Origin of the sequence: Streptomyces sp. RPA4-2, assembly GCF_012273515.2 — a bacterium.
Taxonomy (GTDB): domain Bacteria; phylum Actinomycetota; class Actinomycetes; order Streptomycetales; family Streptomycetaceae; genus Streptomyces; species Streptomyces kaempferi.
On sequence record NZ_CP050975.2, the window covers coordinates 1,858,503 to 1,881,763 of the forward strand.

Genomic DNA, 23,261 nt, shown 5'->3' on the forward strand with positions numbered 1-23,261 from the left:
CTCGATGGGTCGGGAGGGGGCGGCGCAGGTACTACAGGACGATCCGTCCATCGCTGGAGGGAGTCACTCCTCGGGTAGCAGGGGGCCTCTGAGTACCGGGTGGCACGTCAGTGACGGAGGCGCAACGAAAACGCCTCCGCCAACAGGTTAATCAAGACATGGGCCCGCCGGGCAGGGTGGAAGGCCGAGAGTCAGCCGTGATGTTGCTCGGGGTCGCCGATGGAGCGGGCTTCGGCCAGTGCCCGCAGGGTGCGGGCGTCGTCGATCGCGCGCTGTCGGGCGATGCCCGGCTGGATGCCGAGCGCCGGAAGACTGGTGCCGTCACTGAGGTTGAGGAACACCCAGGGGTCGCCGGGGCGCAGGTTGACCTGGAGGATCTCCGCCCAGTCCAGGTGCCGGCTGCTGGCGATGTTGACGACTGTGACTCCGCTCTCATCGGCGACGACCTTGGGCCGGGACAGGAGCAGGAGGACGCCGAGGAGCAGCGCGGCGGTGAAGACGAAGCTGACGCGCTCCCCCGGGCTGAGCTGCTCCAGGAGCATCGCGACCGTCGTGATGACCACGAAGATGGCGACGCCCGCGGTGAGCAGGACGGCCCGGGTCCGGGACGGCCGGAACGTGACGGGGAGTTCGGGAAGGTCGGGCATGGTTCGGGCGGTCCTCAGAGGCGGCAGGCGTGGATGGCCGTGGTCAGGATGGCCCGCGCGCCGAGCGCGTACAGGTCGTCCATGATCCGCTGCGCCTCTTTGGCGGGCACCATCGCGCGGACGGCCACCCAGCCCTCGTTGTGCAGCGGCGAGATGGTCGGCGACTCCAGGCCGGGGGTGAGCGCGACGGCCTGCTCCAGGTGCTCGGCGCGGCAGTCGTAGTCCATCATCACGTACGTGCGTGCGACCAGGACGCCCTGAAGGCGGCGCAGGAACTGCTGGACCTTGGGCTCGGCGTCCTCGGCGGTGTCGGCTTCGACACGGCGGATGACGACGGCCTCGGACTTCATGATCGGCTCACCGAAGACCTCGAGGCCCGCGTTGCGCAGCGAGGTGCCGGTCTCGACGACGTCCGCGATGACCTCGGCGACACCGAGTTCGATCGCGGTCTCGACGGCGCCGTCGAGGTGGACGACGGAGGCGTCGATGCCGTTGTCGGCGAGGTGGCCCGCGACGATGCCCTCGTAGGAGGTGGCGACGGTCAGGCCGGCGAGGTCGTCGACGCTCTTGGCGGTGCCGGGCTTGCCGGCGAAACGGAACGTGGAGCGGGCGAAGCCGAGCGGGAGGATCTCCTCGGCCTTGGCTCCGGAGTCGATGAGCAGGTCGCGTCCTGTGATGCCGATGTCGAGGCGGCCCGAGGAGACGTAGATCGCGATGTCGCGGGGGCGGAGGTAGAAGAACTCGACCTCGTTGCCCGGATCGACGATCCGGAGCTCCTTGGACTCCCGGCGCTGCCGGTAGCCGGCCTCATGCAGCATCTCCGCCGCAGGTCCTGACAGGGAACCCTTGTTGGGGACGGCGATGCGCAGCATGAGGTCGGCTTCCTTTGTTAGTGCGTACGTCTGTTGGTTCGTACGTCGGCGGAGTGAGGGACGCGGCTCAGAGGTGGGCGTACACGTCGTCGAGGGAGATTCCGCGCGCCACCATCATCACCTGGACGTGGTACAGGAGCTGGGAGATCTCCTCGGCGGCGGCGTCCTTGCCCTCGTACTCGGCGGCCATCCAGACCTCGGCGGCCTCTTCGACGACCTTCTTGCCGATGGCATGGACGCCCTTGCCCACCAGCTCGGCGGTGCGGGAGGTGGTGGGGTCGCCGTCGGCGGCCTTCTGCTGGAGCTCGGTGAAGAGCTCCTCGAACGTCTTCTTGGACATGGTGCTGCCCACCCTACGCGCCCGAGCCGGTGCCTCAGTGCCAGGGTTCGGATACTGAGCGCAGTGTGGCCGCGGTCGCCACGGCGGCCGTCACCGCCTCGTGCCCCTTGTCCTCGCGGGAGCCCTCGATGCCCGCCCGGTCCAGGGCCTGCTCCTCGGTGTCACAGGTCAGTACGCCGAAGCCGATGGGGACGCCGGTGTCGATGGAGACCTGGGTGAGGCCCTGGGTGACGCCCTGGCACACATATTCGAAGTGGGGTGTGCCGCCGCGGATGACGACGCCGAGCGCGACGATGGCGTCGTAGCCGCGGCCCGCCAGGACCTTGGCGACGACCGGGAGCTCGAAGCTGCCCGGGACCCTCAGCAGGGTCGGCTCGTCGATTCCCAGCTCGCGCAGGGCGCGCAGCGCGCCGTCCACGAGGCCGTCCATCACCTTTTCGTGCCACTGTGCCGCGATGACCGCGACGCGCAGGTCGCCGCAGTTGCGTACGGACAGTTCGGGTGCACCCTTGCCGCTCACGTCTCTCCTCAGTGCTTTTGTGCCGTGTTGCCGGTTGTGCCGTCGTTACTGGATCTGGCTGTTACTGGATCTGGTTGTTACTGGATTCCGCGGGTGTTGCCTCCCGCGGGTGTCACTGGTTGCCGCAGGCGGACGCGGTGGGCGTCTCCAGCCAGGGCAGGTCGTGCCCCATCCGGTCCCGCTTGGTGCGCAGGTAGCGGAGGTTGTGTTCGCCCGCCTGGACGGGCATCGGCTCCCGCCGGGTGACCCGCAGGCCGTACCGGACGAGCGCGTCGGTCTTGTCGGGGTTGTTGGTCAGCAGACGCAGGCTGTGGACGCCGAGGTCCTCCAGGATCCGCGCGCTCGCGCCGTAGTCGCGGGCGTCGGCGGGCAGGCCGAGTTCGAGGTTGGCGTCGAGGGTGTCCCGGCCGCGTTCCTGGAGCTCGTAGGCGCGCAGCTTGGACAGCAGTCCGATGCCCCGCCCCTCGTGTCCGCGCAGATAGACGACGACGCCGCGGCCCTCGGCCTGGATGCGCTGGAGGGAGGTCTGCAGCTGGGGGCCGCAGTCGCAGCGCAGCGAGTGGAAGACATCGCCGGTCAGGCACTCGGAGTGGACGCGGACGAGGACGTCCTCGCCGTCGCCGATCTCGCCGTGGACGAGGGCGACGTGCTCGACCCCGTCGGCGGTGGAGCGGTAGCCGTACGCCGTGAACTCGCCGAAGGCGGTGGGCAGCTGCGTCCTGGCCTCGCGGCGGACCGCGGGTTCGGCCGGGGGTGCCCCCTGGTCGAGCGGGGTCGGCACCTGGGGCGAGCGGCGGTAGGCGATCAGGTCCTCGATGGAGATGATGGTCAGGCCGTGCTTGCGGGCGAACGGGATCAGTTCGGGAAGGCGCAGCATGCGGCCGTCCTCCCCGGCGATCTCCACGATGGCGCCCGCGGGGCGCAGGCCGGCGAGCCGGGCCAGGTCGACGGCCGCCTCGGTGTGGCCGTTGCGGACGAGGACGCCGCCGGGCCTGGCGCGCAGCGGGAAGATGTGGCCCGGCCGGACGAAGTCGCCCGCCCCGGCCTGGCCCCCGGCCAGCAGCCGGAGTGTGGTGGCGCGGTCGGCGGCCGAGATGCCGGTGGTCACGCCGTGGGCGCCGGAGGCGTCCACCGAGACCGTGAACGCCGTCCTCATCGACTCGGTGTTGTTCTCGACCATCTGGGGGAGCTGGAGGCGGTCGAGTTCGTCGCCTTCCATGGGTGCGCAGATCAGTCCGCGGCACTCGCTCATCATGAACGCGATGATCTCGGGGGTCGCCTTCTCTGCGGCGATGACGAGGTCGCCCTCGTTCTCCCGGTCCTCGTCGTCGACGACGACGATCGGCCGGCCGGCCGCGATGTCGGCGATGGCCTTCTCGACCGGGTCGAGCGCGAAGTCCGAGACGTCCTGCTCGTGGCCGGTGCTGTACCAGACGGGGGCGGCGGTCATGCCGGGACTCCTTCCAGGAGGGGCTGCCCGGCCTTGCGGGAGCGCAGCCACCAGTCGCGCATGCCCCACAGGACGAGCGCGCCATAGACGACGTAGACGAAACCGGAGAAGGCGAAGCCGTTGGCGAAGTTGAGCGGGACGCCCACCACGTCGACCAGCAGCCAGGCGAACCAGAACTCGACCATGCCGCGCGCCTGGGCGTACATGGCGATGACCGTGCCGACGAAGATGTAGGCGTCCGGCCAGGGGTCCCAGGACAGCGACGGGTACGCGTGGAACAGGGCGCTCACCGCGAGGGTGCCGACGGCCGCGGCGGCCGCCAGGCAGGCGCGTTCGCGCCAGGTGGCGAACCGTACAGCGATGGAACCGTCCTGGCCCTGGCCCCGGCCGCGGTTCCACTGCCACCAGCCCCACAGGGCGACGACGATGACCACGAGCTGCTTCCCGGCACTGCCGGAGAGATGGGCCGAGGCGAAGGCCGTGAGCAGGATGACGCCGGACAGGAGCTGTACGGGCCAGCTCCAGATGGAGCGCCGCCAGCCGAGCGCGAGACCGATCAGACCGATCACGTTGCCGATCATGTCCGACCATTTGATGTGCTGTCCGAAGAGTGTGAACGCCTCGGAGTTGAGCCAGTTCACGGCCGGCTCCCGGAGGTGTCCGGCAGCGCGACCGGCTGCTCGCCCCGGGCACCGAGCAGCCGCTCGACGTACTTGGCGATGACGTCCACCTCGAGGTTGACCGGGTCGCCGGGCTGCTTGCGGCCGAGCGTGGTCAGGTCGAGGGTGGTGGGGATGAGGCTGACGGTGAAGTGGTCCGGGGCCGCGTCGACCACCGTCAGGCTGATGCCGTCGACGGTGATGGAACCCTTCTCGACCACGTACCGGGTGAGGTCCGCGGGCAGCGAGATCTTCACGATCTCCCAGTGCTCGGACGGCTTGCGCTCGAGGACCGTGCCGGTGCCGTCGACATGGCCCTGGACGATGTGTCCGCCGAGGCGGTCACCCACGGCCATGGGGCGTTCGAGGTTGACGCGGGAGCCGACGGTGAGGGCACCGAGGCTGGAACGGTTCAGGGTCTCCGCCATGACGTCGGCGGTGAATTCGTCGCCCTCGTGGTCGACGACGGTGAGACAGACTCCGTTCACGGCGATGGAGTCGCCGTGCCGTGCGCCCTGCGTGACGACGGGTCCGCGCAGACGGAAGCGGGAGGCCTCGTCGAGATTCTCGACGGCGGTGACCTCACCCAGCTCTTCGACGATTCCGGTGAACACTTCCCGGGTCCTCCTGCCTCATGGGGCACGGACTCCGGGGCCTGTCGATGACGACAGAATGAAACGGACTACGGCACCGGGAACGATGCCGAAGGGGACCCGTCCCGAAGGACACGTCACGACAACCGGCAGCGCGCACGAATGCCCGCCCGCCGCGCACTGCCTCCCATCCGGACTTTAACCGTCGGTCCAGGAATTTCACCTGGTCAACCGGCCGCTGGAAGCGGCCGGGTCGCGGACTGTAACCGCCGGTTCGGACTTTCACCGACCCCGGAGTGCGCTGCTTCTGGTACAGCATCAGTGTGCCATGCCCTGTCCATGCCCATGCGCGTGAAGTTCTGTGGGGTGCCTCACAGGTTGTCCGAATGGACTTCTGGCGCGGCGCAGGGGCGCTCAACTCCCGCGATGGCGCGCATACTTGACGACGATACGGATATTGGTCCATACCTATTGACGCTCTGGTCTAGTCCTCTTAGTGTCGGCGATCAAGGTTTGCAGAAGCCGAGGTGGCCTACTCGCCCCCTGAGCGACCCGGCGGCGGTGACGGAGGCCCTTGCCCCGCCGCCGGGTCTCCCCACCGGGGAGAGACACTCCGCCGAGCGCCTACGGGAACTCCGCTCCCGGGCCCCCGACTTCCCCCTCCCGGCCGCGCGCCCGGGACGAGCGGGGCGGCGCGGTGGATCACCGCGGATGCGGTGCGAACAGATCGTCCTGGGCCGACTCCCGGGCCGTCAGGAGGGCGCCACGCAGCACCGCGCCTCCGCCCAGCGAGCTTACCCGCACCTCGGCTTAAGCGGGGACATCCGGGCCAGCCTCTCGCCGACCCGCCCGGCCAGCGCCTCCCCGCCCGCCTGCCCCACCTCACCGCCGAGCACCACGCAGCCGGGGTCGAGGACGGCCACGACGGACGCGGCGCCGACGGCGAGGCGGTCGGCGAGGGCGGCGAGAACCGGTCCGCGAGGTCGTACAGGAAGCGGTCGGTGCCGGCGGAGGACACGGCCGCCACCGCCGCGCGCACCAGTGCCGCCGCCCGTGGTTCACCGGGTGACTCCGCCGCCTCCAGCCCGAATCCCGCCGCGAGTTCGGCGATCGCGGCGGCCCCGGCCAGCGAGTGGAAGCCTCCCTCGCAGTCCGTCGCGGACGGCAGCGTGGTGGTGCCCGGCACCGGCAGGAACCCGATCTCGCCGGTGCCGCCCGAGGCACCGCGGCGGAGTCTGCCGTCGAGGACGACGGCCGCACCGGTGCCGTGGCCGAGCCAGAGGAGGACGAAGGTGTCCCGGTCCCGGGCCGCGCCCTCGCGCTGCTCGGCGAGGGCCGCGAGGTTCGTCTCGTTCTCGACGATGACCCGGGCGGGCAGGCGCTCCTGGAGGGCCGCGACCAGGCGGCGGTGCCATTCGGGGAGGCCGGAGGAGTCCCGGAGTTCACCGGTGGCGGGGTCGATGAGACCGGGCGCCCCGATGCCGACGGTGTGCAGCCGCTCGGCTCCGGCCTCCTTCGCGGCCCGCTCCACCAGGGCGACCGCCTGCTCGACGGCGGGCCCCGTGCCGGCGTCGTCCGCGATGGGCACCGACGCCCGCGCGAGCTCCGCGCCGAGCAGGTCGGCGACGACGACCGTGACGCCCTCGGTGCGCACGTCCAGGGCGGCCAGCTGCGCCCGGTCCGCGACGATCCCGTACAGCCGGGCGTTCGGGCCGCGCCGCTGCTCCCCCGACTCCCCCACGACCGAGATCAGTCCGGCGATGGTCAGGCGTTCGACGAGGTCGGCGACGGTGGGCCGGGACAGGCCCGTGAGCTGCTTCAGCTGTCCGGCCGTCAGCGGGCCCTCCTGCTGCAGCAGCCGCAGGGCGAGCCGGTCGTTGATGGCCCGGGCCGTGCTCGGAGATGCGGGCATGCCGGGATCTTCCCAGATCACGGAGTCCTCCCAGATCGGCGGGGCCCGCCGGCGCGGGACCCGGGGCGTACGGCTGCCGGCTCGGACGGCCGGGAAGTCACCTATCTATCAGGCAGGGTCCCTGATAGTTTACGGCGGCAGCATGGGGAGCGGAGCCGGGAGGACGGGAATGACAGGTCCGACGGGGAGCACGGGGATGACGGGAAAGCCGGCATGACGGGAACACCGAGTGACGTGGTCCAGGACGCGGCCGAGGTGAAGCGGGCCCGGTACGCCGTGGCCGCCGTGTTCGCGGTGCACGGAGCGGTGACGGGCTCGTTCGCCACCCGCGTGCCCTGGATCCAGGACCACGCGTCCGTCAGCACGGGCCAGCTCGGACTGGCCCTGGCGTTCCCGGCCGTCGGCGCCTCCCTCGCGATGCCGCTGGCGGGCCGGATCAGCCACCGCTTCGGCGCACGCACCGCGCTGCGCGGGCTGATCTCCCTGTGGACGCTGGCGCTGGTCCTCCCGTCCGTCGCGCCGAACCTCTACACCCTGTGCCTGGCCCTCTTCGTCTACGGCGCGACGGCGGGCATGGCGGACGTGGCGATGAACGCGCTCGGCGTCGAGATCGAGAACCGCCTCGGCAGGTCGATCATGTCGGGGCTGCACGGCATGTGGAGCGCGGGCGCGCTGGTCGGATCGGCGGGCGGCACCCTCGCCGCGCATCTCGGTTCGGACGCGCGTGTGCACCACGTTCTGGCCGCCGGGGTCCTGACGGTCCTGGGGCTCACCGCGTGCCGATGGGTCCTGGACCTGCGGCCGACCGAGGACGAGGTCCCCCCGCCGCGCTTCGCGCTGCCGCCGAAGTCGGCGCTGCTCATCGGCGCGATCGGCTTCTGCGCCGTGTTCGCCGAGGGCGCGAGCCTGGACTGGTCGGCGGTCTACCTCAAGGACGAACTCGGCACCTCGGCCGGGCTCGCGGCGGCGTCGACGACCGGCTTCATGCTGACCATGGCGCTGGCCCGGCTCGTGGGGGACGCCGTGGTGAACCGGTTCGGCGCGGTGCGCACCGTGCGGGCGGGCGGTGCGCTGGCCGTGTTCGGCGGCCTGCTCGTCGTCGTCGCGGGCAACCCCGCGGTCGCGATGGGCGGCTTCGCCCTGCTGGGCCTCGGGATCGCGGTCGTCGTCCCGCTCTGCTTCGCCGCGGCGGGTCACGCCGGCCCCAACCCCAGCCAGGCCATCGCGGGCGTCGCCACCATCACGTACACCTCGGGTCTGGTCGCGCCGAGCGCGATCGGCTCGCTGGCCCAGGCGACCAGTCTGGTGGTGTCGTTCGGACTGGTCACGGTCCTGGCGAGCGGACTCGCCGTGTTCGCGGGTGTGCTGCGCGCGGGCGAGCGCGACCGTCCGAAGGTCAGCCGCCCGAACGCAGCAGTTCCCGGCCCACGGCCCTGAAGCGGTCGCTCCACGACGTCGGGCGCAGCGTGCCGGCGTCGAGCCGGACCAGGACCCGGGTGCCGCGCGCGTAGGTGACCGCGCCGTCGGCCGAGCAGAAGCGGAAGCCGTACGTCAGCCCGGTGTTGCCGAGCCGCTCCAGCCACAGGTGGACGGCGTACGCGCCGGGCCGGTCGACCGGCGCGTCGTAGCTGATCCGGAGTTCCCTGACCGCGTTGCAGAAGTCGCCCGCGGCCTCCCAGTCCCCCTCGAAGCCGAAGCCGTTCTCGTTCCAGAGCGCGGTCCACGCGCGTTCGACGAGCACGGGATAGCGGGCGTTGTGGAGCAGCCCCAGCGCGTCGAGGTCGTCGAAGTGGACGGTGACGGGGAGCAGTCTCCCGTACGGGAGGGCGGGGGCGACGGGGGCTTCGGCGGTCACGGGCGGGACTCCTGAGGGTGCCGGGAGGGGCGGTGGGGGCACCCCATCCTAAGCAGCCGCTCAGGAGCCCCTGATCAGGGTGTTCGTACGCCGCCGGGTCAGCCCGCGATCGAGTCGAGCTGCTCCGCGGCCGGCCGCAGCGCCCAGAGGTCGCCGCCGGGCGGTGCCTCCAGCCGCGGCACGGCGGCGCGCGCCGCCCGGTCCCCCGCGTCGGCCGCCGCGTGCACGACGTCGCTCGCCGCGAAGCGGTGGAACTCCAGTTCCGGGTAGGGCCACGGGGCGGCTCCCGTGGCGGCCGGCAGCAGTTGGTCGACCGCCTTGAACAGGCTCTGCCCGTCCGGCCCCCGGTACGCCCACAGGTCCACCCCGACGTGCCGGCCGATGGCCGCGAGGCGGGTGTACGCGACGAGGTCGAAGGTCGAGTAGTGCCAGCTGCGGGTGCGGGCGAGTTCCTGGGGCTGGGTGCCGTCGGCGGCGATCTGCGGGTCGATGCGCCTGGACCGCGCGTCGAGCACGGTCCGCCGGGCCAGGTCCCTGTCGCCGGTCGCGTACGCCAGGGCGGCGAGCTGCATGTCGTAGAAGGTGCCGTGGTTGTTCGCGGCGGCACCCTCCTCGACACCGAAGGGGCTGTCCACCAGCCAGTCGCGGAAGTCGGTGTTCCAGGAGCGCATGGCCGTGCGGTCGGTCCTCGACCAGCCGGGGGCGCCGGTGTCGAGGATCGCGACGGCGTCCAGGACGCTGGTGTAGGACTGCGAGAAGTCGATGATGCCGATGGCCCGGCCGTCGTACTTGCAGGGGATGAACTGCCCGTGGTCCAGGTTCGGGTTCATCCGGGTGGACGGGGCGAGGAACCAGGTGCGCAGGACGGTGGCGGCCTTCTGGGCGTACTGCTTCCTGCCGGTGTAGTACCAGGCGAGTGCCAGGTCGTACGTCGAGTCGAAGACCTTCTCGACGTCCTGGCGGTCGGTGCCGGTGTCGACCTCGGGGTTGCGCTGCCCGTCGCGCTGGACATAGGGGCAGCCCCAGGGGTTGTCGGCGGTCGCGGGCTGCGAGGGCCACCAGTACGGGGCCTGGCTGAGGTAGTCGTGGACGTCGCCGCCGGGGGCGGGCTTCGGCTTGTCGACGACCGTCCAGGGGCCCTGGTCCAGCCAGCCGTCGGCGCGGGCCGTGAGGTTCGCGACCGCGTGCCGGAGTCCGGCGTCGCCATGGTCCAGACGGATCTTCGTCCGTTGCAGCCGGGCGCCGTCGAGGACCGCGGTGGCGGGGGCCTTCGGTGTCGAACGGCCCGCGTGGGCCGAGGCGGTGGTCGGGACGACGGCGGCCGCGAGGGCGACCACGGCCGCCAGGACCACGCCCGCACGGGGTCTTCTACCCATCGAACACTCCGATCAGACATGTGAACGTTGTTCATGAGTGGGACCGTGCGAGCGTAGAACCGCCAGTTAGCCATGACAATGGTCCGGACCGATTCACGTACAGAGAAAGCGAAGTCGCACCATGGATCTCGGCGTGCGCTGGAAACTGCACGGCGACGGGCGCAACCCCGCGCCCGGGGCCGTCGTCCGCCCCGATGAACGCCTCTCCTGGCCGCGCACCGTCGGGCTCGGCGCCCAGCACGTGGTGGCGATGTTCGGGGCGTCCTTCGTGGCGCCCGTGCTGATGGGGCTCGACCCGAACCTCGCGATCATGATGTCCGGCGTCGCGACGGTCATCTTCCTGCTCGCCACGCGTGGCCGGGTGCCCAGCTATCTCGGCTGTTCGCTCTCGTTCGTGGGCGTCGCCGCGATCATCCGCGCGCAGGGCGGCACGAGCGCGACGGTGACCGGCGCGGTGTTCGTCGTGGGCGTCGTCCTGTTCCTGGTGGGGCTCGCCGTGCAGCGGTTCGGGGCGCGGATCATCCACGCCGCGATGCCGCCGGTCGTCACCGGCGCCGTCGTCATGCTGATCGGCTTCAACCTGGCTCCGGTGACCGCCTCCACGTACTGGCCGCAGGACCAGTGGACGGCGCTGCTCGTGATGCTGTTCACGGGGCTGTCCGTAGTCTGCCTGCGCGGCTTCTGGTCCCGGATCGCGATCTTCCTCGGCCTGGTGTTCGGATACGTGCTCTCCTGGGCCTGCGACCGGATCTTCGGGAAGATCCACTCGGTCGACGCGGGCGGCAAGGTCACCGACCACTGGCGACTGGACCTCTCCGGTGTCGGCAGGGCGGACTGGATCGGGCTGCCGCACTTCCACGGCCCCTCGTTCCAGTGGTCGGCGATCCTCGTCGCGCTGCCGGTCGTGATCGCGCTGGTCGCCGAGAACGCGGGCCACGTCAAGGCCGTGGGCGAGATGACCGGCGACTCGCTGGACGACAGGCTGGGCACCGCGATCTCCGCGGACGGCGCCGCCTCGATGCTCTCCACGGCGGTGGGCGGGCCGCCCAACACCACGTACTCCGAGAACATCGGCGTGATGGCCGCGACACGCGTCTACTCGACCGCCGCCTACTGGGCCGCCGCGGGATTCGCCCTGCTGTTCGGCGTCTGCCCCAAGTTCGGCGCGGTCGTCGCCGCGATCCCGGGCGGCGTCCTCGGCGGCATCACCGTCATCCTGTACGGCATGATCGGCCTGCTCGGCGCCCAGATCTGGCTGCACGGCCGGGTCGACCTGCGCAATCCGCTGAACCTGGTGCCGGCCGCGGCGGGCATCATCATCGGCGTCGGCGGCGTCACGCTGAAGTTCACGGACACCTTCTCGCTCAGCGGCATCGCGCTCGGCACCCTCGTCGTGATCACCGGGTACCACGTGCTGCGGGCGATGGCGCCGGCCCATCTCAAGACCCAGCAGCCGCTGCTCGACTCCGGTACGTCGGCCTACGACGACGAGGACAGTTCCTCCGAGGACCCGGACCAGCGCGCCGGCTCATAGGCGGCGGCGATTCGGGCCGCCGCCACCACGGCACGCGCCGGGCCGTACGTACCCGCTCCCCCTGTGCGCGGCCCGGCGCGGGGCACGTACGCCTGACACCCGTCGCTCTCCCGCTCGCGACACTCCCGGCGGGGGCGTATTCCCCCGTTCTGGGGACGCGCCCGGCCAGGCGGCACGCCCACCGGCCTACGACTGGGACCCTTCCCCCATGGCGCAGTTGGAGCAGTTCACCACTCCCGTGCACACGGTCGTCTCCCGGATGCGGGCGCTGGAGGCGACCCTGCCGGAGCGGGACGGGGTCGCGGTCTTCAACCGTGTCTACCTCACCGTCACCGAGGAGATCGACCGGCGTCTGGACGCCGGGGAGTTCCCGGATCCCGGGGCCGCGGTCACCCTGGACGTCCGTTTCGCCGAGCGGTATCTGACGGTGGCCGAGGAGGGCTGCCCGCCCGCCTGCTGGCGGCCGCTGCTGCAGTTCCGGCGCCATCCCGGAGTACTCCCCCTGCAGTTCGCGCTCGCGGGCGTCAACGCGCACGTCGGACACGATCTGGCGCTGGCCGTCGTGGACACCTGTCGCGCGCTCGGCTGCGAACCGGCCGACCTGGAGGACGAATTCGAGCGCGTGGGCGACCTCCTCGTGTCGATGGAGGAGCGCGTCCGCGAGGATCTGATGCCGGGGCCCGACCTCCTGGAGGTCGCCGACCCGCTCACCCATCTGCTGGGCGCGTGGAGCCTGGAACGGGCGCGCGACGCCGGCTGGTCGGCGGCACGGGCGCTGTGGGCGCTGCGCGGACTCTCCGGCCTCGCCCGCGAGTTCGAGGACCGTCTCGACGCGGCGGTGGGCCTGACCGGACGGATGATGCTGACCCCTCTGGGGGACCGAACCGGCCACTGTGGAAGGTAAGCCGGTGAACCTCGCGGTGATCGCTGTACGTTGACCGGACGGCTCACCGATGTGCAAAGGGGCGACTGGTATGGCGATCCGGCTCGGACTCGGCCTTCCGCAGATGAAGCAGTACGACATCGGGCGCGATGTGCCGGCGGTGGCCCGCGCGGCGGAGGAGACCGGCTACGAGAGCCTGTGGGTGTTCGAGCGGGTGCTCTTCCCCGAACCCGCCACCCAAGGGCTGTACGGGATTCCGGGGCTGCCCTGGCCAGACACCTACCGCTCGGTCGCCGACCCGCTGGTGACCCTGACCCTGGCGGCCGCGTCGACCGGGCGGGCGCGGCTCGGCACGAGCGTCCTCGTGGCGCCGCTGCACGTCCCCTTCCAGCTGGCCCGCTCGCTCGCCACGCTGGACGCTGCCAGTGGCGGCCGGGTGGTGGCGGGCCTCGGCACGGGCTGGTCCCACGACGAGTACGCGGCGGCGGGCGTGGCGCCCTTCGACAAGCGCGGCAAGGTCCTCGACGAGATCCTGGACGTCTGCGCGGCGGTCTGGGGACCGGACCCGGTGTCGTACGAGGGCGAGATCACCACCATCGCCCCGTCCGTGGTCGGGCCGAAGCCCGCGCGTCCGATCCCGGTGTACCTGCCGGCGAACAGCCCGCGGGCGCTGCGTCGGCTGGTCGACCGCGCCGACGGCTGGATGCCGGTCGCCCAGGGCGTCGCCCAGCTCACCGAGGAGTGGACCCGGCTCAAGGAACTGGCCGCCGAGCGCGGCAGGCAACGGCCGATCGAGGTCTGCGTCCGGGTCAACGCGCAGTACTCGGCCAAGCCCTACGAGGGCGCCGAGCGTCCGCTGTTCACGGGCAGCGCGGCACAGATCGCCGAGGACCTGGCCGCACACAGGGTGGAGGGGGTAGGGGAGTTCCTGCTCGATCTCCAGGCACCGCTCCGCGACGCCTCGGAACTCGTGGACGTCGCTGCGGAGGTGTACGGGCTGGCCCGCGCGGCCGGGGTCTGAGCACCGCCGCCGAAGCCCGGGAACCGCCGCCGAGGTCCGAGCACCGCGGCCGGGGTCCGAGAACCCCGGTCGCCCCGCCCGGCCCGCAGCCGTGGACCCTCAGTCCTCGGGCAGCTCCACCGGCGCGATCTCGTCGTAGACGTCGCCGGGCCCGGGGTTGGTCGGGTCGGTCGCTCCGCCCAGCTGGTGCATGACGCCCCAGACCGCGTTCAGCGCGGTCTGCACGGCGCCCTCGGCCCAGCCGGCCGTCCAGGAGATGTCGTCGCCGGCGAGGAAGATGCCCCGCTTGTCCTCGGGCAGCGCGTCCTGCACGAAGTGCGTGAACAGACGCCGCTGGTAGCGGTAATGGCCGGGCAGGTTGGCCTTGAACGCCCCCATGAAGTAGGGCTCGTTCTCCCAGGAGACGGTCACCGGGTTGCCGATGATGTGCTTCCGGATGTCGACCTTCGGGTAGATCTCGCCGAGCGACTTCAGCATGACCTCCATCCGCTCGTTCGCGGACAGCGGCAGCCACTTCAGGCTGTCGTCGCACCACGTGTACGAGAGGCAGATGACGGCGGGCTTGTCCGGGCCCTCGTCCAGGAGGTAGGTGCCGCGGGTCATCCGGTCGGTGAGCGTCATCGACATGACGTCACGCCCGGTCGTCTCGTCCTTGTCGAGCCAGAACGGACGGTCGACGGGCACGAAGAGCTTGCTCGACTCCATGTAGTGGGTCCGCTCCATCGCCGTCCAGTGGTCGATCGGGAAGAGCGAGTCGTCGCAGGCGATCTTCGAGAGCAGCAGCCAGGACTGCGCGGTGAAGATCGCCGCCTGGTAGGTGCGGATGTCGCCGTTCGCGTCCGTCACGGTGATCCGGTTGCCCGACGTACGGTTCAGCCGGGTCACCGCCGGACGCGGGGCGCCGTCGTGCAGCGAGGCCAGCGAGGTCCCGGGCGCCCAGTGGACGATCTTCACCGGCTCGCGCTCCCACAGCCTCAGCGGCAGCTGCTGGGAGCCGCCGACGATGCCGCGGTGGTGGTCGTCGGCCTCGGTGTAGACGACGCGCAGGATCTCGAGGATCGAGTTCGGGAAGTCGGTGTCCCAGCCACCCGTGCCGAAGCCGACCTGGCCGAAGATCTCGCGGTGCCGGAAGGACTTGAAGGAGTCCGAGTCGCAGAGGAAACCGTAGAAGGTCTGGTTGTCGAGCTTCTCCACGAGCTTCGCCCAGATCTCACGGATGCGCGGGACGTCGCGCTCGCGCATGGCCCGGTTCATGTCGGAGAAGTCGGCGCCCTCTTCGAGACAGGCGTTCCAGGCGTTCATCACGTCGCGGTAGACCTGCGGCAGGTCGTCGACGGTGGTCGCGTAGTGCGACTCGCCCTTGAGGTCGACGACCGTCGAGGGCGTGGTCTCCGCGAGCGGGTTGGGGAACGGCCGGGTCTCCAGTCCCACCAGGTCGATGTAGTGCTGGAGGGCGGTCGAGGACGGCGGGAAGCGCATGGCGCCCATCTCGGCCGTCAGTGCGGGGTCGCACCCCTCGAAGCCCACCGTGCGCAGCCGGCCGCCGATCTCGTCGGCCTCGTACACGACGGGCTTGAGGCCCATCTTCATCAGTTCGTAGGCGGCCACGATCCCGGAGAGGCCGCCGCCGATGACCGCGACCTCGGTGCCGTGCGCGGTCGCGGGTATCTGGCCGAGGCCCGCGGGATGCGCCAGGAAGTCGTCGTAGGCGTACGGGAAGTCCGGGCCGAACATGGTGATCGGCGGCTGCTGCGCGTCGGTGTGCTGGACGGCGGTGGGCACCGTGGACGTCATGGGGTACGGACTCCTTGCGACAAAGCTTCGGGGGGAGGGCTGAGGGTTCAGACGAGCGACCCGTAGAGGCCGGGGCGGCGGTCCTTCAGATACGGGTTCGCCTCGCGCGAGGCCGCGAGGAAGGCGGGGTCGGCCTCGGCCAGGACCAGTTCCTCGGCGCGCCCGGCGCGGGTGCGGGCGACTCCGTCGGGCCCGGCCAGCGTGGACAGCCCGACGAACTCGAACTCCCCCTCCACGCCGACCCGGTTGACGTAGGCGACGTACATCTGGTTCTCGAAGGCGCGTACCGGCACGACGGACTCGGCGACGAACTGGAAGGGGTGCATCTGCGCGGTCGGCACGACGAGGAGGTCGGTGCCGGCGAGGGCGTGCGCCCGGACGTTCTCCGGGAACTCCACGTCGTAGCAGATCATCAGGCCGACGCGGAGGCCGTTCAGCTCGGCCTGGACCACCGGCTGGTCGCCCGGGGTGAAGTGGTCGCGCTCGAAGCAGCCGAAGAGGTGGGTCTTGCGGTAGTTCGCGAGCCGGGTGCCGTCGGCGGAGATCAGCTGCGCGGAGTTGTGGACCCGCTCACCGGAGCGCTCGGGGTAGCCGTAGGCGACGGCCACGCCGTGCCGGGTGGCGATCTCGGCGATCGCGTCGGCGGCGTCGCCGTCGGCGGGCTCGGCCAGACGCCCGATGTCGTCGCCGATCGCGTAGCCCGTGAGGAACATCTCGGGTGCGGCCAGCAGCCCGGCACCGGCGGCGGCGGCGTGGCCCGCGGCGGCGTCGAGGACCTTGAGGTTCTCGACGACGGAGCCGGGTCGGCCGGAGCTCTGGAGCAGGGCTGTGCGCATGCGTGTTCCTCACCGGTACGGACGGGTTTGGGGGCCAGGTAGACGGTACGGTCGCCGGGCCGGCGTGGACAAGGAGGAGCCGTTGCGTGCCGGTGAACGAATCGTTGCGTGCGGGGGCCGTCCGGCGGTGATTTGTTGCGGGGGGGCCTCCGGGGGGCCTCGGGTGCCGGTTCCGGGGCTTCGCCCCGGGTCCCGGGGGTGCGGTGTCGGGTGCGGGTGCGTGGGGGCTGGGCGCGCAGTTCCCCGCGCCCCTGGGAGGCTGGTCCCCGCGACCCCGAAGAGGGCCTCCGGCGCGCGGGGAGCCGGGGCTCGGTGGGGGCGTCCAGGGCGTGTTGCGAAAGTCCCGTCGTCCGCCCGGAGCGGGGCAGACGGGACTTTCGCAACACGCCCTAGTCGAGGGTGAACGTGGTGAGTACTGCCGCGTGGTCCGAGGGCCAGGCGTTGGCTGCTACGTCGGGCCACGTGCGCGGGGTGCCGGTGACGACGGTGCGGGAGTCTCGTACGTGCAGGCCGCGGCCGTCGTGGAGGACGAAGTCGATGCGGTCCTGCGGCTCGGGGCGTCCGCTGCCGTCCTCGTGGAGGGCGTGGATCGGCGACCAGGTGTGGCCCGGGTCCCGCACCGGGTCGGGGTGCGCCTCGCGGTAGGAGTCGCGCAGGCCGGCCTCCTCGGCCGCCCGGGTCACCGGCCACTCCACGTCCGGCCAGTCCAGGTGCGAGGGGCTGTTGAAGTCGCCGACCAGGATCACGGGGACGGCGGGGTCGGCCGCGGCGTCGATCTCGCGCAGGATCTCCCGCATCTGTCCCAGCCGGCCGTCCTCGTGGGCGATCAGTGCGGCCGCGGGAAGCCCGTCGAAGCGGGCCTCGTACGGTCCGTACGGCGTGTAGTCGAGGTGGGTGCTCCAGACGGCCACCTCCTGGCCGCCGTCCAACCGGATCCGCACCCCGGTCCCGCCGTAGAAGCCGACCTCGGGGTCGCCGAGGCGGGCGGTGATCGGGTGGCGGCTGATGATCCCGAGGTTGTCCCCGGCCCGGTGGTGGTGCCAGCCGAGGGCCTCGGCCAGTTCCGGTGCCGCGTTCCCGTACGTCTCCTGGAGGCCGACCACGTCCGCGCCGCTCTCCGTGATGACCTTGAGCTGCTTCTCCCGGTGGTCGTCGACCTTGGTCCCGCCGTACCAGAGGTTCCAGCTCATCACGCGCAGCTCACGGGGCGCCAGCATGCCCCGCAGCCGGTCCGGCGTCACCTCCTCCAGACTGGTGAGCACCGTGCGTCCGGGGGCGGGGTCGATCGGCGCGAGCGAGGGCACGGCGAGCACCGCGCACCCCGCGGCCTCGGCAGAGGCCACCCCGGTCTCGGTGTCCTCGACGGCCACGCAGAGGGCGGGGTCGACGCCGAGCGCGCGGCAGGCGGCGAGGTACGGATCGGGGGCGGGCTTGGTGCGCTCGGTGTCGTCGGCGGTCACGGAGGTGGCGAAGTGCGCGGCACCGAGCGCGTCCAGGACGGTGTCGGCGACGGCCCGGGGCGAGGCGGTCACCAGGGCGGTGGGGACGCCCTCGCGCGCCAGATCCCCGAGGAGCCGCAGCGCGCCCGGGCGGGGCACGATCCCGGTCCGGACGCGGTCCGCGAACTCCCGGTGCAGCGCGGCGGCGATGCCCTCCGCCGGGGTCCCCGTGACCGCGCCCAGCCAGTCGGCGGTGTACTCGACGGGCCGCCCGAGAACCTCCGGCTGATCCTCCCCGGTGAGCGGGCGCCCGAGCCCGACGGCCACCTGTTCCACCGCCTCCCACCACAGTCGCTCGGTGTCCACGAGCGTGCCGTCCATGTCGAACAGGACGGCCTGGAGCGGGAGTCGGGGGGTGGCGCGGTGGGTCACGGTGTTCTCTTTCATCAGTGGGGGGAGGTCCGGTGGGGCGAGGTCCGGTGGGGAAGACGCCGGCAGCGGAGCCGGTCAGTGCGCGCGCTCGGCGACCAGTACCGGCCGCTCCGGCAGGCGTACGGTGACGGCCGCGCCCGGCCCGATCGTGGCGGCCTCGTGCGTGGGCAGGTCGGCCTTCACCTCGGTGCCGTCCGCGAGCCGCACGGTGACACGGGTCGCGGCCCCGAGGAACGCGCTGGCCACGAGCCGGGCGTCACCGGCCTCGTCGGCCTCCACCCGTACCGCCTCGGGCCGTACCAGTACGTCCACCTCCCGCGCGTCGGGGGCGTCCCCGTCGATGGGCAGCCGCTGTCCGAGCACCTCGACCGTCGTGGCCTCAAGGCGCCCCGGGATACGGCTCATCGTGCCCACGAACTCCGCGACGAACGCGGTGGCGGGCCGCCCGTACAACTCGGCGGGAGCCGCGCACTGTTCGAGCCGCCCGGACCGCATCACGGCGACACGGTCGGCCATGGACAGCGCCTCCTCCTGGTCGTGCGTCACGAACAGGGTGGTGATGCCGAGTTCCTGCTGCAGCCCGCGGATCTCCTCGCGCAGGCTGAGCCGCACCTTCGCGTCGAGCGCCGAGAGCGGTTCGTCGAGGAGCAGGACACGCGGGCGCAGGGCGAGCGCGCGGGCCAGCGCGATGCGCTGCTGCTGGCCGCCGGAGAGCTGGTGGGGGAAGCGCTCGCCCTTGTCGGCCAGGCCCACGAGGTCGAGCAGTTCGGCGGCGCGGGTGCGGCGCTCCGCCGTCCGCACCTTGCGCATACGCAGCCCGAAGGCCACGTTGTCGAGGGCGCTGAGGTGCGGGAAGAGGCTGTACGACTGGAAGACCATGCCGGCGTCGCGGCGGTGGGCGGGGACGCGGGTGACGTCCTCGCCGTCGACCAGCACCTCGCCGGAGTCGGGGTGTTCGAAGCCGGCGAGCATCCGCAGCGCGGTGGTCTTGCCGCAGCCGGACGGGCCGAGCAGGGCGAGGAGTTCGCCGGGCCGGGCGGTCAGGTCGAGCCCGTCGAGGGCCACGGTCGTGCCGAACGCCCTGCGCAGGCCTCGGAATTCGACGGTGGCGGCCTTCTCCACCGCCGGGGCGGTCTTGTGCGTGGTGAGGGTCATGGTCATCCCCGGGAAGCGGTACGGGAGCGCCCGCCGAGTCCGGCGAGCGAGAGGAGCAGTGCCCAGGTGACGAGCAGGCTGAGCACGGAGACGGCGACGGAGAGCTGGGCCTGCGAGCCGCCGATGCTGTAGATCCACACGGCGAACGGCTGGAAGCCGAGCAGCTGGGCGACGGTGAACTCGCCGAGCACCAGCGCCAGGGTGAGGAAGGAGGCGTTGAGCAGTGCCCCACGCAGATTGGGCAGCACGACCCGCACCAGCGCCTGCGGCCAGTTCGCCCCGCAGCTGCGGGCGGCCTCGACGAGGGTGCGTACGTCGACGGCGCGCAGTCCGGCGTCCAGGGCCCGGTACACGAAGGGCAGCGCCATCACGACGTAGGCGAGGACGAGCACGAACGGGAAGTCGGGGTTCTGCAGCGCCACGAACGTCTGGAAGAGCGGGGTGTGGGAGAGGTGTTCGGGACCCCACTTGAGGACGGTGGAGATCCCGGCCACGAACGCGATCGGCGGGACGACCAGCGGCAGCGAGCAGATCACTTCGACCACGGGCCGCAGCTTCGGGGCGCTCAGCCGCAGGGCGACCATCGCCGGCACCATCAGCAGCAGGACCACGGCGATGGTGGCGGCGGCCAGTTCCAGCGAGAGCAGCAGGCTGGAGGTGAAGCCGTCGGCGCCGACGATCTGGCTGTAGGCGTCGAAGGTGATTCCCTGGTTCGGCACGTCGACCGTGAAGACCAGGGACGCGGCGAGCGGGATCAGGAAGTAGAGCCCGGCGAAGGCCAGGACGACGCCGCGCCAGGGGCGCGGACGCGGGGACTTGTTCACGCTTCCAGCCATCGCGCGCTCCGTCGTTGCAGGGGCAGGTACACGGCCATGACCAGGCCCGCGACGAGGACCATGTCGAGGCTGAGGGCGAGGGCCACGTTCTCCTGGCCCACCAGGACGTTCCCGGAGATGGCGTCGGCGATCTGCAGGGTGACCAGCGGGACCGCGCTGCCCACCATGGCCGCGGCGGTGGCGTACGCCGCGAAGGCGCTGCCGAAGAGCAGCACCAGGCCGCCGAGCAGTGAGGGCGCGAGGACGGGGAGAGCGACATGGCGCCAGTACTGGACCCCGGTGGCGCCGTTGTTCTGCGCGGCCTCGCGCCACTGGGAGCGCAGTCCGTCCAGGGCGGGCGTGATGGTGAGGACCATCAGCGGGATCAGGAAGTAGAGGTAGACGATGACCAGTCCCCAGAAGCTGTAGAGGTTCCAGCCCTTGTCGGTCAGGCCCAGGTGCCGGGTCAGGACGCCCGCGTTGCCGAGGGTGGCGACGAAGGCGAAGGCCAGGGGTACACCGCCGAAGTTGGCGAGGACACCGGACGCGGTCAGCACGGCCTCGCGCAGCGCGCGGAAGCGGGAGGTGACGACGGCCTGGGCGAGCAGCAGTCCGAACACGGTCGCGAGGGCGGCCGAGACGGCGGACAGCTTGACGCTGCCGACCAGGGCGGTGAGGTACGCGCCCTGGAGCGAGGCGGTCAGGTTGGCCGTGGTGTACGAAGTGGCACCGGTGGCCTGGTCCTTGAGCGTGAAGGCGCCGTTCAGCATGGCCAGGGCCGGGACCCCGAAGGCGATGGCGACGAAGGCGAGCAGCGGCAGGACGGCGAGCGGGCCGACGGCGCGGCGCCGCCGCTGCCGTGGGGCAGCGGCGGGCACCGTGTCGGCCTCGGTGAGGGCGACGGTCATCCGGAGACGGCCTTGCCCCAGCCCTGGGCGAGGATGCCCTTGGCCTTGTTCTGCTGGTCCTCGGTCGGGAAGCTCGGCGTGCCCGTGACCTTGGGGAGCCGGGCGGCGGCGGTCTTGTCGAGCGTGCCGGCCTTGTCCATGGCCGGCATCAGGGCCGGGCGGGCGTATCCCTTGACCCAGAGGTTCTGGCCCTCGGTGCTGTAGAGGTACTCCTGCCACAGGCGGGCGGCCGCCGGGTGCGGGGCGTCCTTGTTGATGGCCTGCGAGTAGTACTGGGAGAACTGACCGTCGGAGGGGACAGTGACCGTCCAGTCGAGGCCCTTGGAGTTGAACTCGTCGGCGTAGCCGGCGTTCAGGTAGTCCCAGTCGATGCTGATCGGCGTCTCGCCCTTCTCGACGGTGGCCGGGGTCGACTCGACGGGCGTGTAGTTGCCGCTCTTCTTCAGCTTGCCGAAGAAGTCGATGCCGGGCTGGATGTCGTCGAAGGAGCCGCCGTTGGCGAGGGCGGCCGCGTACACGCCGGCGAACGCCGAACCGGACTTGGTGGGGTTGCCGTTGAGGGCGACCTGGCCCTTGTACTGCGGCTTGAGCAGGTCGGCGAAGGTCTTGGGGCACTCCTTGACCTTCTTGGCGTCGCAGCCGATGGAGACGTAGCCGCCGTAGTCGTTGAACCACTGCCCCTTCGGGTCCTTCTGGGCCTCGGGGATGTCGGCGAACGAGGTGACCTGGTAGGGGGCGAGCAGGCCCTGCTGGGCGGCGCTCAGCGCGAACGAGCTGCCCAGGTCGAGGACGTCGGGGGCGCGGTCCTGGCCCTTGCGCGAGGTGACGGCGTTGATCTCGTCCTGGCTGGAGCCGGCCGGGTTCTCCACGTCGATCTTGATGCCGTACTTCTTGGTGAAGCCGTCGATCAGCGCGCCGTAGTTGGCCCAGTCACGGGGCAGCGCGATCGCGTGCAGCGTGCCCTCCTTCTTCGCCGCCTTCACGAGGGCGTCGAGACCACCGAAGTCCGCGGCGGAGGTCGCGGTGGCCGCGCTCTTGCCGTCGGCGGTGGTCGCCTTGTCGTCGGGGGCCGCGCCACAGGCGCTGAGGGCGAGGGCGGCGGCGACGGCGAGGCCGCCGGTGAGGACGGCGGTCCTCGGCAGGAACACGGTCACGGTCTCTCCAGGATTACGCACGAGGGTGTGATGGAGCGGAGAACTTGTCTGAACAAGTTGACCCCAGTAGGCCCGGCGCTGATGTCCTGTTCGTAAACTCTGGCGAAACCCTGAACCCCGATTCCCTGCACAATCCCGAGCTGCTCAGATCACCGTCAGATCTCGATTACGCTGGTCACGCTGTGCACAGCAGCCGGATCAGAGGGGAAGCATGGGGGCGCGACACGAGGAGATCGCCGACGAGCTGCGGCAGGCGATCGACCGCGAGGAGTACACGGTGGGCAGTCTGCTGCCCCCGGAGACGGACCTCGCGGCGCAGTACGGCGTGGCGCGCGGCACGGTCCGCCAGGCCGTCGCGGCCCTGACCGCCGAGGGCCTGATCGGGTCCCGCCAGGGCGCGCGCCGGGTGGTGCTGGCCAGCCGCCGCAGCCAGAGCTTCGCCGAACTGCGCAGCTTCGCCGAGTGGGCACGCACGATGGGGCGGGAGGCGACGGGACACGTGGTCGAGCAGACCTACCGTCCGGCGACCGCCGAGGATGCCGTGCGCCTCCAACTGCCCGAAGGCACCGCCGTGTTGCACGTACTGCGGGTGCGCGGCCTGGACGGTGAGCCGGTACTCCTGGAACGGACCGTGTACGCCGACTGGATCTCCCCCGCCGTCGAGCCCATCGAGCCCGACTGCCCCTCGGTGACCCAGCGGCTCTTCGAGGACACGGGCCTGGTCTTCGCCTATGGCGAGCACGTCATCGACGCGGTGGCGGCGGGTGCCCAGGACGCCGACCTCCTCGGCATCCGGCGCACCAGCCCCCTGCTCCGCGTCCGCCGCGTCACCACGACCCGCGAAGGACGCCCGGTGGAGTGGTCGGACGACCGCTACCGCTCGGACGCCGTGAGCTTCAGCGTGCACAACTCGATAGGGAACAACGCCATGGCGAGGAAGACGGCGGAGTAGAGGCGGAGTTGAGACGGACTCCCCGCGTCCTTCAGGGGCGCAGGCAACCCGCGCCCTTCAGGGGCGCGGGGAACTGCGCGACCAGCCACGGACCACCCGCAGCCGCCGCCCCGC

General features: G+C 71.5%; 21 protein-coding genes, 1 pseudogene and 1 riboswitch. Of the genes and pseudogenes, 5 read left to right on the forward strand and 17 right to left on the reverse strand.

All coding sequences use genetic code 11. The features are described from left to right. Window positions 1-191 precede the first annotated feature (191 nt). From HEP85_RS07755 to HEP85_RS07790, 8 genes and pseudogenes are all read right to left on the reverse strand, one after another. On the reverse strand, window positions 192-647 hold the full coding sequence (locus HEP85_RS07755) for a PH domain-containing protein (protein ID WP_168527135.1): 456 nt from the start codon (window positions 645-647) through the stop codon (window positions 192-194). A 14-nt stretch (window positions 648-661) separates the two neighbouring features. Next, the gene (hisG, locus tag HEP85_RS07760; RefSeq protein ID WP_168527136.1) at window positions 662-1,519 is read right to left on the reverse strand and encodes an ATP phosphoribosyltransferase; all 858 of its coding nucleotides are present in this window, start codon (window positions 1,517-1,519) and stop codon (window positions 662-664) included. A 67-nt stretch (window positions 1,520-1,586) separates the two neighbouring features. Continuing rightward, a complete protein-coding gene (locus HEP85_RS07765) occupies window positions 1,587-1,859 on the reverse strand; it encodes a phosphoribosyl-ATP diphosphatase (protein WP_168527137.1) in 273 nt (90 codons plus the stop codon). 34 nt (window positions 1,860-1,893) lie between these two features. Next, window positions 1,894-2,379 carry a 6,7-dimethyl-8-ribityllumazine synthase gene (gene ribH / locus HEP85_RS07770; RefSeq protein ID WP_168527138.1) on the reverse strand — a complete coding sequence of 162 codons (486 nt, stop codon included), beginning with the start codon at window positions 2,377-2,379 and terminating at the stop codon, window positions 1,894-1,896. 112 nt (window positions 2,380-2,491) lie between these two features. Next, entirely contained in the window at window positions 2,492-3,829 is a 1,338-nt protein-coding gene (locus tag HEP85_RS07775; RefSeq protein ID WP_369657642.1) for a bifunctional 3,4-dihydroxy-2-butanone-4-phosphate synthase/GTP cyclohydrolase II, read from the reverse strand. Beyond that, window positions 3,826-4,470 carry a nicotinamide mononucleotide transporter family protein gene (locus tag HEP85_RS07780; RefSeq protein WP_168527139.1) on the reverse strand — a complete coding sequence of 215 codons (645 nt, stop codon included), beginning with the start codon at window positions 4,468-4,470 and terminating at the stop codon, window positions 3,826-3,828. The genes HEP85_RS07775 and HEP85_RS07780 overlap by 4 nt, the downstream gene beginning before the upstream one ends. Next, window positions 4,467-5,102: a riboflavin synthase gene (locus HEP85_RS07785; protein WP_168527140.1), complete on the reverse strand. Its 636-nt coding sequence runs from the start codon at window positions 5,100-5,102 to the stop codon at window positions 4,467-4,469. Before HEP85_RS07785 ends, HEP85_RS07780 begins: the two co-directional genes overlap by 4 nt. Window positions 5,103-5,254: 152 nt before the next feature. Then, window positions 5,255-5,385: riboswitch (FMN riboswitch) on the reverse strand. 398 nt (window positions 5,386-5,783) lie between these two features. Beyond that, window positions 5,784-6,993 (reverse strand): annotated as a pseudogene (locus tag HEP85_RS07790) (ROK family transcriptional regulator). A 213-nt stretch (window positions 6,994-7,206) separates the two neighbouring features. Between HEP85_RS07790 and HEP85_RS07795 the strand changes: the two are divergent. Further along, the gene (locus tag HEP85_RS07795) at window positions 7,207-8,430 is read left to right on the forward strand and encodes an MFS transporter (protein ID WP_168527141.1); all 1,224 of its coding nucleotides are present in this window, start codon (window positions 7,207-7,209) and stop codon (window positions 8,428-8,430) included. Here the strand turns inward: HEP85_RS07795 and HEP85_RS07800 are convergent. Then, complete coding sequence (locus HEP85_RS07800; RefSeq protein WP_168527142.1) at window positions 8,390-8,848, reverse strand: thioesterase family protein; 459 nt, start codon at window positions 8,846-8,848, stop codon at window positions 8,390-8,392. The two genes, HEP85_RS07795 and HEP85_RS07800, sit on opposite strands and share 41 nt — an antisense overlap. Window positions 8,849-8,946: 98 nt before the next feature. After that, a complete protein-coding gene (locus tag HEP85_RS07805; protein ID WP_168527143.1) occupies window positions 8,947-10,224 on the reverse strand; it encodes an alginate lyase family protein in 1,278 nt (425 codons plus the stop codon). A gap of 121 nt (window positions 10,225-10,345) precedes the next feature. Between HEP85_RS07805 and HEP85_RS07810 the strand changes: the two genes are divergently transcribed. The 3 genes from HEP85_RS07810 (at window position 10,346) to HEP85_RS07820 (ending at window position 13,662) form a co-directional block, all read left to right on the forward strand. Further along, complete coding sequence (locus HEP85_RS07810; RefSeq protein WP_168527144.1) at window positions 10,346-11,758, forward strand: uracil-xanthine permease family protein; 1,413 nt, start codon at window positions 10,346-10,348, stop codon at window positions 11,756-11,758. Between the two features lie 208 nt (window positions 11,759-11,966). Continuing rightward, entirely contained in the window at window positions 11,967-12,662 is a 696-nt protein-coding gene (locus HEP85_RS07815; RefSeq protein ID WP_168527145.1) for a DUF5995 family protein, read from the forward strand. Window positions 12,663-12,732: 70 nt separating this feature from the next. Next, complete coding sequence (locus HEP85_RS07820; protein WP_168527146.1) at window positions 12,733-13,662, forward strand: LLM class F420-dependent oxidoreductase; 930 nt, start codon at window positions 12,733-12,735, stop codon at window positions 13,660-13,662. A 99-nt stretch (window positions 13,663-13,761) separates the two neighbouring features. Here the strand turns inward: HEP85_RS07820 and HEP85_RS07825 are convergent, their stop codons facing one another. The 7 genes from HEP85_RS07825 to HEP85_RS07855 form a co-directional block, all read right to left on the reverse strand. Further along, complete coding sequence (locus tag HEP85_RS07825) at window positions 13,762-15,456, reverse strand: NAD(P)/FAD-dependent oxidoreductase (protein WP_168527147.1); 1,695 nt, start codon at window positions 15,454-15,456, stop codon at window positions 13,762-13,764. A 47-nt stretch (window positions 15,457-15,503) separates the two neighbouring features. Then, window positions 15,504-16,292 (reverse strand): carbon-nitrogen hydrolase family protein, encoded by a 789-nt coding sequence (locus HEP85_RS07830; RefSeq protein ID WP_168527148.1) that lies wholly within the window; start codon window positions 16,290-16,292, stop codon window positions 15,504-15,506. Between the two features lie 389 nt (window positions 16,293-16,681). Then, on the reverse strand, window positions 16,682-18,163 hold the full coding sequence (locus HEP85_RS07835) for an HAD-IA family hydrolase (protein ID WP_282189839.1): 1,482 nt from the start codon (window positions 18,161-18,163) through the stop codon (window positions 16,682-16,684). A 75-nt stretch (window positions 18,164-18,238) separates the two neighbouring features. Beyond that, window positions 18,239-19,324, reverse strand: a complete 1,086-nt coding sequence (locus HEP85_RS07840; RefSeq protein ID WP_168527150.1) for an ABC transporter ATP-binding protein — start codon at window positions 19,322-19,324, stop codon at window positions 18,239-18,241. Then, the gene (locus HEP85_RS07845) at window positions 19,321-20,154 is read right to left on the reverse strand and encodes an ABC transporter permease (protein ID WP_168527151.1); all 834 of its coding nucleotides are present in this window, start codon (window positions 20,152-20,154) and stop codon (window positions 19,321-19,323) included. Before HEP85_RS07845 ends, HEP85_RS07840 begins: the two co-directional genes overlap by 4 nt. Beyond that, window positions 20,139-21,041, reverse strand: a complete 903-nt coding sequence (locus HEP85_RS07850) for an ABC transporter permease subunit (RefSeq protein ID WP_168527152.1) — start codon at window positions 21,039-21,041, stop codon at window positions 20,139-20,141. Before HEP85_RS07850 ends, HEP85_RS07845 begins: the two co-directional genes overlap by 16 nt. Beyond that, on the reverse strand, window positions 21,038-22,195 hold the full coding sequence (locus HEP85_RS07855; protein ID WP_168527153.1) for an ABC transporter substrate-binding protein: 1,158 nt from the start codon (window positions 22,193-22,195) through the stop codon (window positions 21,038-21,040). Before HEP85_RS07855 ends, HEP85_RS07850 begins: the two co-directional genes overlap by 4 nt. A gap of 211 nt (window positions 22,196-22,406) precedes the next feature. Here HEP85_RS07855 and HEP85_RS07860 point away from each other — a divergent pair, with 211 nt between their 5' ends. Then, window positions 22,407-23,147: a GntR family transcriptional regulator gene (locus tag HEP85_RS07860; protein ID WP_168527154.1), complete on the forward strand. Its 741-nt coding sequence runs from the start codon at window positions 22,407-22,409 to the stop codon at window positions 23,145-23,147. The last annotated feature ends 114 nt before the right edge of the window (window positions 23,148-23,261 follow it).

What these genes read in the sequence shown, in the direction of transcription:
- HEP85_RS07755 (WP_168527135.1), bottom strand. Translation starts at nt 647, where the DNA reads ATGCCCGACCTTCCCGAACTCCCCGTCACGTTCCGGCCGTCCCGGACC.
- hisG (WP_168527136.1), bottom strand. Translation starts at nt 1,519, where the DNA reads ATGCTGCGCATCGCCGTCCCCAACAAGGGTTCCCTGTCAGGACCTGCG.
- HEP85_RS07765 (WP_168527137.1), bottom strand. Translation starts at nt 1,859, where the DNA reads ATGTCCAAGAAGACGTTCGAGGAGCTCTTCACCGAGCTCCAGCAGAAG.
- HEP85_RS07775 (WP_369657642.1), bottom strand. Translation starts at nt 3,829, where the DNA reads ATGACCGCCGCCCCCGTCTGGTACAGCACCGGCCACGAGCAGGACGTC.
- HEP85_RS07795 (WP_168527141.1), top strand. Translation starts at nt 7,207, where the DNA reads ATGACGGGAACACCGAGTGACGTGGTCCAGGACGCGGCCGAGGTGAAG.
- HEP85_RS07805 (WP_168527143.1), bottom strand. Translation starts at nt 10,224, where the DNA reads ATGGGTAGAAGACCCCGTGCGGGCGTGGTCCTGGCGGCCGTGGTCGCC.
- HEP85_RS07810 (WP_168527144.1), top strand. Translation starts at nt 10,346, where the DNA reads ATGGATCTCGGCGTGCGCTGGAAACTGCACGGCGACGGGCGCAACCCC.
- HEP85_RS07815 (WP_168527145.1), top strand. Translation starts at nt 11,967, where the DNA reads ATGGCGCAGTTGGAGCAGTTCACCACTCCCGTGCACACGGTCGTCTCC.
- HEP85_RS07820 (WP_168527146.1), top strand. Translation starts at nt 12,733, where the DNA reads ATGGCGATCCGGCTCGGACTCGGCCTTCCGCAGATGAAGCAGTACGAC.
- HEP85_RS07825 (WP_168527147.1), bottom strand. Translation starts at nt 15,456, where the DNA reads ATGACGTCCACGGTGCCCACCGCCGTCCAGCACACCGACGCGCAGCAG.
- HEP85_RS07830 (WP_168527148.1), bottom strand. Translation starts at nt 16,292, where the DNA reads ATGCGCACAGCCCTGCTCCAGAGCTCCGGCCGACCCGGCTCCGTCGTC.
- HEP85_RS07840 (WP_168527150.1), bottom strand. Translation starts at nt 19,324, where the DNA reads ATGACCATGACCCTCACCACGCACAAGACCGCCCCGGCGGTGGAGAAG.
- HEP85_RS07845 (WP_168527151.1), bottom strand. Translation starts at nt 20,154, where the DNA reads ATGGCTGGAAGCGTGAACAAGTCCCCGCGTCCGCGCCCCTGGCGCGGC.
- HEP85_RS07850 (WP_168527152.1), bottom strand. Translation starts at nt 21,041, where the DNA reads ATGACCGTCGCCCTCACCGAGGCCGACACGGTGCCCGCCGCTGCCCCA.
- HEP85_RS07860 (WP_168527154.1), top strand. Translation starts at nt 22,407, where the DNA reads ATGGGGGCGCGACACGAGGAGATCGCCGACGAGCTGCGGCAGGCGATC.